This window comes from Spirabiliibacterium pneumoniae, assembly GCF_014884995.1.
In the GTDB taxonomy this organism is placed as follows: domain Bacteria; phylum Pseudomonadota; class Gammaproteobacteria; order Enterobacterales; family Pasteurellaceae; genus Spirabiliibacterium; species Spirabiliibacterium pneumoniae.
Genome location: NZ_JABMII010000003.1, coordinates 133,878 through 146,622, shown reverse-complemented (window position 1 = coordinate 146,622; position 12,745 = coordinate 133,878). Strand labels below are relative to the sequence as shown.

General features: G+C 43.6%; 11 protein-coding genes. 7 read left to right on the top strand and 4 right to left on the bottom strand.

Features of this window, described 5'->3' with window-relative positions; translation table 11 throughout:
• Positions 1 to 4: 4 nt before the first annotated feature.
• The 4 genes from HPC38_RS02135 (at position 5) to betT (ending at position 6,382) form a co-directional block, all read left to right on the top strand.
• Entirely contained in the window at positions 5 to 844 is an 840-nt protein-coding gene (locus tag HPC38_RS02135; protein WP_208119633.1) for a cysteine ABC transporter substrate-binding protein, read from the top strand.
• A gap of 250 nt (positions 845 to 1,094) precedes the next feature.
• Complete coding sequence (gene betB / locus HPC38_RS02130; protein ID WP_208119632.1) at positions 1,095 to 2,555, top strand: betaine-aldehyde dehydrogenase; 1,461 nt, start codon at positions 1,095 to 1,097, stop codon at positions 2,553 to 2,555.
• 53 nt (positions 2,556 to 2,608) lie between these two features.
• Positions 2,609 to 4,294, top strand: a complete 1,686-nt coding sequence (betA, locus tag HPC38_RS02125; protein ID WP_208119631.1) for a choline dehydrogenase — start codon at positions 2,609 to 2,611, stop codon at positions 4,292 to 4,294.
• Between the two features lie 63 nt (positions 4,295 to 4,357).
• The gene (gene betT / locus HPC38_RS02120; RefSeq protein WP_208119630.1) at positions 4,358 to 6,382 is read left to right on the top strand and encodes a choline BCCT transporter BetT; all 2,025 of its coding nucleotides are present in this window, start codon (positions 4,358 to 4,360) and stop codon (positions 6,380 to 6,382) included.
• 51 nt (positions 6,383 to 6,433) lie between these two features.
• Here the strand turns inward: betT and recN are convergent, their stop codons facing one another.
• Both recN and HPC38_RS02110 read right to left on the bottom strand, forming a co-directional pair.
• Positions 6,434 to 8,101: a DNA repair protein RecN gene (gene recN, locus HPC38_RS02115; RefSeq protein WP_208119629.1), complete on the bottom strand. Its 1,668-nt coding sequence runs from the start codon at positions 8,099 to 8,101 to the stop codon at positions 6,434 to 6,436.
• A gap of 78 nt (positions 8,102 to 8,179) precedes the next feature.
• Positions 8,180 to 9,091, bottom strand: a complete 912-nt coding sequence (locus HPC38_RS02110; protein WP_208119628.1) for an NAD(+) kinase — start codon at positions 9,089 to 9,091, stop codon at positions 8,180 to 8,182.
• 158 nt (positions 9,092 to 9,249) lie between these two features.
• Between HPC38_RS02110 and grpE the strand changes: the two genes are divergently transcribed.
• From grpE to HPC38_RS02095, 3 genes are all read left to right on the top strand, one after another.
• A complete protein-coding gene (grpE, locus tag HPC38_RS02105) occupies positions 9,250 to 9,876 on the top strand; it encodes a nucleotide exchange factor GrpE (RefSeq protein ID WP_208119627.1) in 627 nt (208 codons plus the stop codon).
• Between the two features lie 164 nt (positions 9,877 to 10,040).
• Positions 10,041 to 10,895 (top strand): protease HtpX, encoded by an 855-nt coding sequence (gene htpX / locus HPC38_RS02100; RefSeq protein ID WP_208119626.1) that lies wholly within the window; start codon positions 10,041 to 10,043, stop codon positions 10,893 to 10,895.
• Positions 10,896 to 10,927: 32 nt separating this feature from the next.
• The gene (locus HPC38_RS02095; protein WP_208119625.1) at positions 10,928 to 11,464 is read left to right on the top strand and encodes an elongation factor P hydroxylase; all 537 of its coding nucleotides are present in this window, start codon (positions 10,928 to 10,930) and stop codon (positions 11,462 to 11,464) included.
• Positions 11,465 to 11,503: 39 nt separating this feature from the next.
• Here HPC38_RS02095 and hutZ read toward each other — a convergent pair whose 3' ends face one another.
• Positions 11,504 to 12,052, bottom strand: coding sequence for a heme utilization protein HutZ (hutZ, locus tag HPC38_RS02090; RefSeq protein ID WP_208119624.1), 549 nt, complete (start codon positions 12,050 to 12,052; stop codon positions 11,504 to 11,506).
• Between the two features lie 9 nt (positions 12,053 to 12,061).
• Positions 12,062 to 12,580 (bottom strand): heme utilization cystosolic carrier protein HutX, encoded by a 519-nt coding sequence (hutX, locus tag HPC38_RS02085; RefSeq protein ID WP_208119623.1) that lies wholly within the window; start codon positions 12,578 to 12,580, stop codon positions 12,062 to 12,064.
• Between the last annotated feature and the right edge of the window lie 165 nt (positions 12,581 to 12,745).

The window sequence follows — 12,745 nt, the reverse complement described above, 5'->3', positions numbered from 1 at the left end:
TAAGATGAAACACTACAAAAAACTGACCGCACTTTTTATTGGATTGGCCACCCTCACCAGCCTATTAAGTGGCTGTGACGACAGCAACAAAGCAACAGATGCACTTGCGCAAATCAAACAAAATGACGTGGTCCGCATTGGCGTATTCGGTGACAAGCCACCGTTTGGCTATGTGGATAAACAGGGGCAAAATCAAGGCTTTGATGTAGAAATTGGCAAAGCCATTACAGCTGATTTATTAGGGGATGCCAACAAAGTGCAGTTCGTGGTGGTGGAAGCAGCTAACCGCGTGGAATATCTACAATCTGATAAAGTGGATATTATCTTGGCTAATTTCACTCACACGCCAGCACGCGCCGAGGTTGTGGATTTTGCCAAACCGTATATGCAAGTGGCGCTCGGCATTGCTTCGCCAAAAGATGCCCCGATTGACAGTATTGAGGCGCTCAAAGATAAAACCTTGATTGTCAATAAAGGCACCACGGCGGATACCTATTTCACTAAGCACTACCCTGAAATTAAGCTGCTGAAATTTGAACAAAATACAGAAACCTTTGAAGCCCTGCGAGATAAACGCGGTGCGGCTGTAGCGCATGACAACACTTTACTGCTGGCTTGGAGCAAAGAAAATCCGACCTTCACAGTCGGCGTGCCACGCTTGGGCGAGGTAGAATACATCGCGCCAGCGGTGAAAAAAGGCAACGATAAACTGCTTACATGGCTCAATGATGAAATCCGCCAATTAGCCAACGACGGGCGCTTACACCAAGCCTATCAAAAAACGCTATTGCCTATTTATGGCGATGATATTAAAGAAGATGCCATTCTTGTTAATGATAAATAATAGATAAAGCTAAGCGAAAGCTTAGCTTTTTTTACACTGTTCATCTCAAAATATCACCCATGTGACAACTTTACCTAATTGTGTTAAAATGCCGTTAATTTTTCGCAGAAAAGTTATTTCTCCTTTGATAAAATTTTCTCGAAATTAGCAAAGTGCGGTAACAATAAAAACAGTTATCTCATTGATAAAAATTATTTTTTAACCGCACTTTTATCTGTTAATAAATCTGAAAATAACAAAAAAGGACATTATGAAAACACAAACAGCTTATATTAATGGACGTTATGTTGATCTTAAAAATAACGCCGAAACTTTCGATACCATTAATCCCGCCACAGGTGATGTGATTGCTAAAATTCAACAAAGTGATGAACATGAAATTAATTCTGCTGTGCAATCAGCACGTCACGGGCAAAAAATTTGGGCAAACATGACGCCCGTTGAACGCAGCCGCATTTTACTCAAGGCTGTGGAAATTTTGCGTACGCGTAACGATGAACTAGCTGCACTGGAAACGCAAGATACTGGCAAGCCATTGTCCGAAACACAAACGGTGGATATTGTCACGGGTGCGGATGTCATTGAATACTACGCAGGTCTTGCCGTCGCCATTGAAGGACGCCAAATCCCATTGCGTGAAAGTAGTTTTGTGTACACACGCCAAGAGCCTCTTGGCGTGGTGGCGGGCATTGGTGCATGGAACTATCCGATTCAAATCGCCATGTGGAAAGCTGCCCCTGCACTGGCAGCAGGCAATGCCATGATCTTCAAACCGAGTGAAGTCACTCCATTGACCGCACTTAAGCTGGCTGAAATTTTCACCGAAGCTGGCTTGCCTGACGGCGTATTCAACGTGGTTCAAGGGGATTATCGTGTTGGACAAGCGCTTAGTGACCACCCAGAGATTGCCAAAATATCATTCACTGGTGGCGTACCAACAGGCAAAAAAGTAATGGCGCAGGCTTCCTCATCCACCTTAAAAGAGGTGACGATGGAGCTGGGTGGCAAATCCCCATTAATCATTTGCGATGATGCCGATTTAGACCAAGCGGCCGACATCGCTATGATGGCGAATTTTTATAGTTCAGGACAAGTGTGCACCAATGGAACGCGCGTTTTTATTCCTACAAAATGTAAGACTGAATTTGAGCAAAAAGTGTTAGAACGCGTTAAACGGATCAAAATCGGCTTACCAACCGATCCTGCAACCAACTTTGGTCCACTGGTAAGTTTCCCACATATGGAAAAAGTGCTGGGATACATTGAAAAAGGCAAAGCACAAGGTGCTAAGTTGCTCTGTGGTGGCGAACGCTTAGACGGTGAATTAGCCAACGGTGCCTTTGTTGCACCAACCGTGTTCACAGACTGTCGCGATGAGATGAGCATTGTGCAAGAAGAAATTTTTGGCCCAGTGATGAGTATTCTCAGCTACGAAAGCGAAGAAGATGCCATTGCGCGCGCCAACAATACCGAATACGGCCTTGCCGCAGGCGTTGTTACAAATGATCTAAAACGTGCCCATCGTATCATTGCTCAAATTGAAGCAGGCATTTGTTGGATCAATACATGGGGAGAATCCCCAGCCTCAATGCCTGTGGGTGGCTATAAACAATCAGGTGTTGGGCGCGAAAATGGCATTCAAACCTTGATGCACTACACGCAAACAAAATCGATACAAGTAGAGCTAGAACCTTTTGTCAGCGTATTTTAAGCTGACCGCACTTTTAGTATTTGGATATTAAACAAAAGATAACAAGGAAATTTATGTCAACATTTGAAGAATATGATTATATTATCATCGGAGCAGGCTCTGCGGGCAATGTGCTCGCAGCTCGCTTAACTGAAGATGCCGATGTGAACGTTTTACTACTTGAGGCGGGCTATCCAGATTATCGCCTCGATTTTCGCACCCAAATGCCTGCTGCATTGGCTATGCCATTGCAAGGCAGTATGTACAACTGGTGTTATAAAACTGATCCTGAACCACATATGAATAATCGCCGCATGGATTGCGGCCGTGGTAAAGGCCTTGGGGGGTCATCATTGATTAACGGTATGTGCTACATCCGTGGTAATGCGTTGGATTTCGATCACTGGGCAAAACTTCCAGGCTTAGAAGATTGGAGCTATCTTGACTGCTTGCCGTATTTCAAAAAAGCCGAACAACGTGATACTGGTGGCAATGATTACCACGGTGGCAGCGGCCCTGTACATGTCACAACAGCCAAAAAAGACGTAAACCCACTGTTTGAAGCGATGATTCAGGCTGGTGTTGATGCGGGCTACCCTCGTACAGACGATCTGAATGGCTATCAACAAGAGGGGTTCGGCCCGATGGATCGCTTTGTCACACCAAATGGACGCCGCTCATCAACTGCGCGCGGTTATCTTGATATGGCGAAACATCGCGATCGCCTAACCATTTTAACTCAAGCCATGACCGATACGATCATCATTGAAAATCAGCGCGCCAAAGGCGTTAAATTTGAGCACAAAGGCGAAAGCAAAACCGTTTATGCCAAACGTGAAGTCTTACTTTGTGCTGGCGCCATTGCCTCACCACAAATTTTACAACGCTCAGGTGTCGGCCCAGGTGAATGGCTGCGCGAAGCGGGCGTGAAAGAAATTCTTGATCTACCAGGGGTGGGGAATAATTTGCAAGATCACCTTGAGCTTTATATGCAATATGAATGCTTGCAACCTGTGTCCATTGCCCCTGCGACGAAGTGGTGGAATAAGCCTGCCATTGGTGCTGAGTGGCTGTTTAACGGCACAGGTTTAGGCGCGACTAATCACTTTGAAGCAGGTGGTTTTATCCGCAGTGATGAGAAATTCGAATGGCCAAATATTCAATATCACTTCTTGCCAATTGCCGTTCGCTATGATGGACGCAATGCGGCTAAATCGCACAGTTTCCAAGCCCATGTTGGCTCCATGCGCTCACTGAGTCGTGGGCGAGTTAAGTTGCTTTCTCGAGACCCAAAAGCACATCCAAGCATTTTGTTTAACTATATGAGTCACGAGCAAGACTGGGAGGAATTCCGCGCAGCCATTCGTATTACGCGTGAAATCATGAACCAGCCTGCACTGGATCCTTATCGTGGTAAAATTATTACTCCAACGGAAGATATTACCACCGACGCACAGCTTGATGAATATGTCCGAAATCATGCCGAAACAGCTTATCATCCATCTTGTACTTGTGCTATGGGGCAAGGTAATGATGCGGTAGTGGACGGTCAAGGTCGAGTGCATGGTATTGAAGGCCTGCGTGTAGTCGATGCCTCAATTATGCCCAATATCATCACGGGTAACTTAAATGCGACCACCGTGATGCTAGCAGAAAAAATTGCCGATCGCATTCGCGGTAAAACACCATTAATGCGAGCTAAAGTTGACTATTATGTAGCGAATGGTGCACCATTACACTGCGAACCTAAACGTAAATAACTCCCTACCGCACTTTTCTTAAAGTGCGGTGAATTTATTTCATACAACTGAAGGATATTACATATGCACAGTCAAACCAATACGACTGGCTCTGATAAAACACAATTATCAGTGAATAAAATTGTTTTTCTTTCTTCTGCAATTTTATCAATTGCTTTGATTCTGTTTACAATTTTATTCCCAGAGGCCAGTGGTAAGTTATTAGATCATTCCCTTCGCTGGGTATCTGATACTTTTGGGTGGTATTACATGCTAGTTGTCGCCACCTACACCATTTTTGCTCTGTTTGTTGGGATTTCTCGTTATGGTGATATCAAGCTAGGGCAAGACCATGATAAACCTGACTTCCCTTTTCTGGCTTGGGCAGCTATGCTCTTTTCCGCAGGGATCGGTATTGATTTACTTTTCTTCGGTGCCTCTGAGCCACTTGCGCACTATCTCACTCCTAATATGGGAGAAGGTGGTACACCAGCTGCAGCACGCGCGGCTTTAGCACAAACCTTTTTACACTGGGGCTTGCACGGCTGGGGGATCTATGCCCTGATTGGTATGGCGCTAGCTTACTTTGCTTATCGTCAAAATTTACCATTGGCATTACGCAGTGCTCTCGTTCCTGTGTTCGGACAAAAACGCACAGATGGTTGGCTTGGACACAGTGTTGATACCTTTGGTGTTGTATGTACGCTGTTAGGTATTGCTACCTCACTGGGTATCGGTGTATTACAAGCTAATGCAGGGCTAACTCACGTTTTCGGTATTGAATCAAGCAAATTTGTACAATCCGCGATTATCATTGGCGTTACCGTCGTTGCGGGGCTTTCCGCCATGTCTGGGGTTGAAAAAGGTGTTCGCCGCCTATCTGAAATCAATATGGGAGGTGCCACTATCTTATTACTCGCTTTACTGGTGATGGGGCCAACCATTTTCTTACTTAACGCGTTCACTGAAAATATTGGTGATTATTTCCAAACCATTATTGTTAAAACCTTTGATGTCTATGCCTATGAAGGTGTGCATGGTGCCGAATGGAAGTCTTGGTGGACTGTGTTTTTCTGGGCTTGGTGGGTTGCATGGGCACCATTTGTAGGGCTTTTCATCGCCCGAATTTCGCGCGGACGCACGCTGCGTGAGTTTGTTTTTGGCGTTATGTTTATTCCCCTTGGCTTTATTTTTGCATGGTTCTCTATTTTTGGAAATAGTGCCATTGATCTTGTGAGCCATGGCGCTACAGAACTTGGTCAAATCGCACTTGATGAGCCAGCAATGGGAATGTTTATACTATTTGAACAATATCCATTAGCCTCTGTTTGGGCGACTATGGCAGTAGTCATTGGCTTAATTTTCTTCGTGACTTCAGCCGATTCAGGTGCATTAGTGCTTGCAAACTTAAGCTCAAAAAACTTGGCATCAGGTGCTGATGCACCAATTTGGTTACGTCTATTCTGGGCGGCAGCTACAGGACTTATTACACTCGGTTTGTTATTTGCAGGTGGTTTTAGCTCCTTGCAGGCTGTTTCTGTAGTAGCAGGTTTACCATTTTCCATTGTACTTTTAATTTATATGGCATCGATGTGGTTAAGCCTTAGTCGCGAGGGTAAAAAACGCAAAGCCAGCCATGTTGACATGGCCCCAGTTTTTCAAGGTGGGCGTACATGGCGTGAACGTTTAGCTCGCATCGTGCATTTCCCTAGCAAAAAAACGGTTATTGGATTTATGCGCCAAAGTATAGAACCTGCGATGAAAGAAGTTTCTCAGGAATTAGACTCTCAAGGTATTAAATCTCATATCGACCGTAATGAAGATGGAACACAATTGATTTTTCATGTTGTGCATGGCGATGAAACTTCTGAAACAGAAGAAGATTTTATTTATGAAGTGCGGCTGATCAAAGCAATTAAGCCTGTGTTAGCGCTCGGCCAAGCGGGCAATATCACCAATTCCCGTGAGGAACACTATTATCGTGCAGAAGTGTTCTTACGAGAAGGTAGTCAAGAATATAACCTGGTCGGATACAGTAAAGAACAAATCATTACTGATATGCTTAATCAATACGAGCGTCATATGCAGTTCTTGCACCTTGACCACTAAAAAAACAAATAAACAAAACGGCTCTAATGAGCCGTTTTTTTATATGTCCATTTAACTAGCCAATTGCAATAACTCTTTTGCATTGGCTAATGTTGTTTGCGTCACTGAGCTGCCACCAAGTAACTTAGAAAGCGCATATACTCGTTGTTCATCATCAAGTGCGGTCATCTCAGTGATAGTTTCACTGTTGTGAGTGAATTTCTCCACACTGAAATGATTATCTCCAAATGCAGCCACCTGCGGCAAATGCGTTACACATAACACTTGGCATTTTTGCCCCAGTTGATGCAGCAGTTTGCCAACAGTGGTTGCCGTTGCGCCGCTGATGCCGGTGTCAATTTCATCAAAAATTAGCGTTGGAATCGCGTGTTTATCCGCCGTGAGTGCTTGCAAAGCCAGCGCGATACGCGACAATTCCCCACCTGATGCCACTTTTGCTAAAGGCTGCATTGTCTGCCCAAGATTGGCTTGCAACATGAATGTGATTTCATCTCCCCCTAAACCACTTAGTGGAACATCATTTAACGTAACACCAAAATGAGCATTTTCCATTGCCAATGACGACAATAACTGATTAATTTCATCGCTCAGCACTTTTGCTCCTTTACAGCGCGCCTGAGTGAGCTTTTGCGCACATCCTTGCATTAACTGAGCGCATTGCTCAACCGCACTTTGTAATTTTTCTTCATTTTCATCGAGATCGGTTAACTGTGCTAAGTTTTCCTTCAGCATCAAATGCTGCTGTACCAATGCTTGTGGCTTAATATGATGTTTTTTCGCCAGCTGAATATACTGCCCCATTCGCTGTTCAACCTCGACCAATAAATAGGGATCTTGCTCAATTGTCGAACTTAACGAACTTAATTCACTACTCGCTTCTTGCACCTGAATGAGCGCATCGTCTAAATACCGCTGAAGACCAGCATAATGTTGACTGATTTGCGCCAGTTCATCACAATACTGCCCCGTTTTATACAGCATAGATTCTATATTATTCGCCCCCTCACTCAACAAATTCAACGCTGATTGCGCTAATGTTGTCATCTGTTCACTGTTTGCCAAGCAGCTTTGCTGCTCTTCAAGGCTCTCAAATTCACCTTCTTGTGGCGCAAATTCATCCAGCTCATTTACCTGATATTCTAATAGTTGTTTTTGTGCAGCTTTACTTTCCCGCGCTTGCTGAAAGCTTTTCAGTGCTTTTTTTGCGCCACGCCACTGTTGATAAGCTGTGTTCATATCATCAAGTAACGCTTCATTATGACAAAACATATCCAGTAAACTTAATTGATAGTCATTTTTTAACAAGCGTTGTGTACTGTGTTGACCATTAATTTGGATTAAATACTGACCTAATTCCCGTAACTGTGCAGCAGGTACTGGGCAATTATTAATAAACGCTTTTGAACGCCCATCACTGCGCAATACACGGCGTAACGTACACTGATTCGGCGCCTCATCATCGCACAGCTCATGTTCCTCTAACCAGATCTTGGCTTGTTGATTATCAGTGACACTAAAAGTGGCACGCACGTCACTGCGTTCTTGCCCATGACGAATCATCGCGCTGTCGCAACGCTCCCCTAAGCAAAGCCCTAGCGCGTCAATGGCAATTGATTTTCCAGCCCCCGTTTCGCCCGTGATCACACTCATACCGCACTTTAAATCAAGCTCGAGATGATTGACAATGGCAAACTGATTTACACTGAGATGAATTAACATAAGCACACCTTACTGAACATTTATACAGTTAAATGCAGTATAAACTGTTTTTTTATACAGTAAAGTGTTTTTTGGATTTTAGAATAATTTTTTTAACCAGCCGAGTTTGGAGCTGAGCACATTAAAGTAATTATAATCGTTGAGGTGTACCAAACGCAGGGTGTCTGGGCTTTTTCGCACAATAATTTTATCATCGGGCGAAAATAGTTCAGCGACTTGGCTATCACAGCTGATTTCTAACTTACGCTCAGTATATTGTGCAAAACGTAGTGAAATCACGCTATTGCCATCAATCACTAAAGGCCGCGATGACAATGTATGCGGGAACATCGGCACTAAAGCAATCGCATTCAATTGAGGCGTTAAAATTGGACCACCTGCTGACAACGAATAGGCCGTAGAACCTGTTGGCGTAGAAATAATCAACCCATCAGAACGTTGTGAAAAAGCAAATTTATTATCAATATAGACTTGAAAATCAATCATATGTGCAATTTTTGCAGGATGAATGACAACTTCATTGACGGCATTATTAATTAACGTTGGCACCCCATCGCGCTCAATAAATGCATCCAGTAAAAAGCGCTCTTCAATAAAATACTCACCACCTTCAAGCAACGCATGTAACTGAGAATACGCATTTTTCGGATCAATATCTGTCAAAAAACCCAAATGACCACGGTTAATGCCAATCACCGCAATATCATAACGTGCTAAAATACGTGCTTTGCCCAGCATATTACCATCGCCACCAATCACAATCGCCAAATCCGCCTGAGCACCAATGTTATCAAGGCTTGCCCAATCTTGACGCTCGATATCTAGCCCCTTAGCAATTTCATCTTCCACCAACACACGATGGCCACGTTCTTGCAGCCAATGATAAATATTTTTATGCATTTGCAATGCGTTATGATTGCGTGGTCGACCAACCAATGCGATGGTGTTAAAACGTTGTTTTGCCTGAGAATCTACTGTGTGTTGTTGCATAGTTTTTCTTAAAGATAAAGGTCAGTGTGCCTTGAAACCGCACTTTTCGCCCCTATATTATCAAAAAGTACCCAGAATAACAGCATAAATCCATTCTGCCCTTACTTATCGCATTCTTTTTGGGTAGAATAAACAAACTTGATTTAACGGAGAATATTATGTCGGAACAAGAAAAAAACACCGCAGCGCCAACTGAAGATGCGCAACCTGAGCAACAAGCGCAAGCAGAAGACATGCAGCCACAAACCCCAGAAAAAGAAGAAAGTGCGGTTCTAGAGCAAGAAGCTGATGCGCTTGAAGAGGCGATTGCCCGTGTGCAAGAGCTGGAAGACGCATTAAAAACGCAACAGGAGGATGTCAAAAAGCAACTACAAGATCTACACCTGCGCAACCAAGCTGAATTGCAAAATGTACGTCGCCGCGCCGAGCAAGATGTCGAGAAAGCACACAATTTTGCCCTTGAAAAATTCGCAAAAGAATTGCTGGAGATTATTGATAATCTTGAGCGTGCTATCGCCTCTAAACCTGCTGACATTGATGAAAGTAGTAAGGCGATGTTCGACGGTGTGGAGTTGACTTATAAGTCCCTGATTTCTACCGTTAATAAATTTGGTATAAGTGCAGTCGGCGAAGTAGGCGACGTTTTTAATCCCGATCTGCATCAAGCCATTGCAATGAACCCAACCGAAGGATTTGAAAGCAACCAAATCACCCAAGTTCTGCAAAAAGGGTATCTCTTAAATGGCCGAGTCATCCGCCCTGCTATGGTAATGGTAGCAGCATAAATTCTACTTTTGGCTGCACTCAGTTACTCGAGTGCAGTTTCCATACCTTGACCGCACTTTGCTTTTTATTGTTCAAAAACAAATTTTCGCCCCACTATACTTGAAAATAACATTTTTATAACCATAAAATGGAAAGTGTAAATTACATGAAGGAGTGACTATTTATGATGAGAATTGTGCTGTTTTTATTAACCAATATGGCAGTATTGTTCGTATTTAATATTATTTTGAGCTTAACTGGCATACAATCACAAGATGCGGCGGGCTTGCTTATTTTTGCTGCGCTATTTGGTTTCTCTGGATCATTAATTTCATTATTTTTGTCTAAAAGTATGGCATTAAGGGCTGTCAATGGCGAGGTGATCACTCAGCCGCGTAATGAAACCGAGCGTTGGTTAATAACAACTGTTATGCAACAAACACAAAAAGCAGGTATTCCGATGCCAGAGGTGGCAATTTATCATTCCAGTGATGTGAATGCCTTTGCCACAGGTGCTTCACAAAAAAATTCACTAGTGGCTGTCAGCACGGGGCTTTTAAATAATATGACTCGTGATGAGGCCGAGGCGGTGCTAGCTCATGAAGTTAGCCATATCGCCAATGGTGATATGGTCACGATGACACTATTACAAGGTGTACTCAATACGTTTGTGATCTTTGTTTCGCGCATGGTGGCTAAAGTGGTAGCCAGTAATCGCGACGGTGAAACCAGCTCTGGCATGTATTTTATGATTGCGATGGTATTGGAAGTCGTTTTTGGTTTTCTTGCAAGCATTATCGCAATGTGGTTTTCACGCTATCGTGAGTTCCATGCTGATGCAGGCTCCGCCCAATTGGTTGGCAAACAAAAAATGATCGCCGCTTTACGTCGCTTACAAAGCCTGCACGAGCCTGAACAGCTTGAGGGTGAACTTGCTGCCTTTGCCATCAATGGAAAACGAACTGGCGCAATTGCTGCCCTTTTTATGAGCCATCCACCGCTTGAAAAACGCATTCAAGCACTTGAAAATCTACAATAAAGGCAGGGGCATTTTGCCCCTTTTTCTCTACTATGGAACATAACTATAACGATTTGATCGCCATCTTCAACCGCACTTTTTATGTTGAATACAACACCAAATTAGTGAAAGGTGACGATGAACCCATTTATCTGCCTGCTGATGAAAACCGCACTTTTAACGGCATTTATTTTGCCCATGGTTATTTTAGCAGCGCACTGCATGAAATTGCCCATTGGCTGGTAGCAGGGCGTAAACGCTGGGGGCTGGTGGATTTTGGTTACTGGTATGAAGCCGATGGGCGCAGCGAGGAACAACAACGGCTGTTTGAACAAGTGGAAGTCAAACCTCAAGCGCTGGAGTGGATTTTATCAGTAGCCGCTAAGCATCGCTTTTATGCCAGCAGCGATAATCTCAACGGCACAACGGGTGACACCCGTCCGTTTAAACAGGCGGTGTATAATCAAGTGTGCGACTATGCCAAACACGGTTTGCCTAAACGTGCGGCAATGTTGCACCAAGCCTTGTGTGAATTTTATGGCACAGAAAACAAAATTGATTTAGCTCAATTTGATATTAACAGGATTTAAAAAGGCAACCAACGTTGCCTTTTGGCTTCCACGCATTCATTAAACGCTTTCACGCTTATTATGGCCACGTTCATCACGCGCGAGATGGCCTTGATCAAGATGCACCATGCCAACCAAATCATTCGGATCAACTTGAAAGGCCTGACCGAACCCTTTGACAAACAGCCCTTTTTCAGGAATCAAATTAAACAAGGTGAAATCTTGCATTTTCATTAAATGCTCCATCACCTCGCCGTGGCGCTCACGCAATGCTTGAGTGCCTGAATGCCATTCATCACAGCCAAAAGGCACCACTTCTACTGCGGCATCAAATGAAAGGCGACGGCGTGCAAAAATTTGGCGTGATTTTTCCTCGTCTTCAATCAACATTAATGACACTTTAGGATTGCCTTTTAAATTGCGTGCATGGCGAGCAATGTCGGAGATAAACACATAATAACCGCGATCATTGAGCACAAAAGGCGCATAGCTCACATTCGGCTGGCCACTTTCGTCCACAGTGGCGAGCATCACGGTGCGGCAATGCTCTTTGAGTTCTTGAATTTCTGGGCCAATTTTATTTTGCAAACGTGTTTGACGATCTTCCATTGATAATCCTTAGTTAATTGTTTTTGTTGATAAAAGCTGTTTAAATTTGGTCACTTGCTCTGGAATCAGCGCGCGTTTTTCATCGCGCCCAAGGTAAATCTTAAACATCACCTGACCGCACTTTGTGATAAAGGCAAAGGCATAGCTTTCTTTGCCACGCAATGGCTTGCTCACCAGCGCGATTTTGTCCACTTGGCTGAGCTTTAAATGCCCATAAAGCGTGCCTGTGGATGCGCCGCCGTGCATATTTAAATTATAGTAACCATACCCTGAACGCCCGTGAGGAAACGGCTGCTTAACCTCGAAAATCGAGCCTTCTTTCTCAATGATCGTAACTAAATTCCCCCACTGGGTTAAATGTTCTAATAGCGTTTCGCACTGCTCTCCAGGCAACACCGTCACCCATTTTTCAGGCAAGGCTAAAATCACATTGCCCTCACCCACCGCCAATTTTGTAGCTAAATCTAATGTGTTCATCTCTGGCGTTTGCGCCAACAACTGCGCAACCTCTGCCCTCAAATCACTCATGACGACCTCAAATTTCACTTTAAACAAAAACGATTATCATTATAAGTAAATATCATAAATAAAAGCAAACAAAAATTTTTCATAAAAACCCTATAAAATTTAATGTTTTATCATTAATTGATAATAACAATTACTGTGATTAAAAAACTTGACTTATATGTTAAG

What these genes read in the sequence shown, in the direction of transcription:
- hutX (WP_208119623.1), bottom strand. Translation starts at nt 12,580, where the DNA reads ATGAGTGATTTGAGGGCAGAGGTTGCGCAGTTGTTGGCGCAAACGCCA.
- betA (WP_208119631.1), top strand. Translation starts at nt 2,609, where the DNA reads ATGTCAACATTTGAAGAATATGATTATATTATCATCGGAGCAGGCTCT.
- recN (WP_208119629.1), bottom strand. Translation starts at nt 8,101, where the DNA reads ATGTTAATTCATCTCAGTGTAAATCAGTTTGCCATTGTCAATCATCTC.
- betB (WP_208119632.1), top strand. Translation starts at nt 1,095, where the DNA reads ATGAAAACACAAACAGCTTATATTAATGGACGTTATGTTGATCTTAAA.
- HPC38_RS02110 (WP_208119628.1), bottom strand. Translation starts at nt 9,091, where the DNA reads ATGCAACAACACACAGTAGATTCTCAGGCAAAACAACGTTTTAACACC.
- grpE (WP_208119627.1), top strand. Translation starts at nt 9,250, where the DNA reads ATGTCGGAACAAGAAAAAAACACCGCAGCGCCAACTGAAGATGCGCAA.
- HPC38_RS02095 (WP_208119625.1), top strand. Translation starts at nt 10,928, where the DNA reads ATGGAACATAACTATAACGATTTGATCGCCATCTTCAACCGCACTTTT.
- betT (WP_208119630.1), top strand. Translation starts at nt 4,358, where the DNA reads ATGCACAGTCAAACCAATACGACTGGCTCTGATAAAACACAATTATCA.
- HPC38_RS02135 (WP_208119633.1), top strand. Translation starts at nt 5, where the DNA reads ATGAAACACTACAAAAAACTGACCGCACTTTTTATTGGATTGGCCACC.
- hutZ (WP_208119624.1), bottom strand. Translation starts at nt 12,052, where the DNA reads ATGGAAGATCGTCAAACACGTTTGCAAAATAAAATTGGCCCAGAAATT.
- htpX (WP_208119626.1), top strand. Translation starts at nt 10,041, where the DNA reads ATGATGAGAATTGTGCTGTTTTTATTAACCAATATGGCAGTATTGTTC.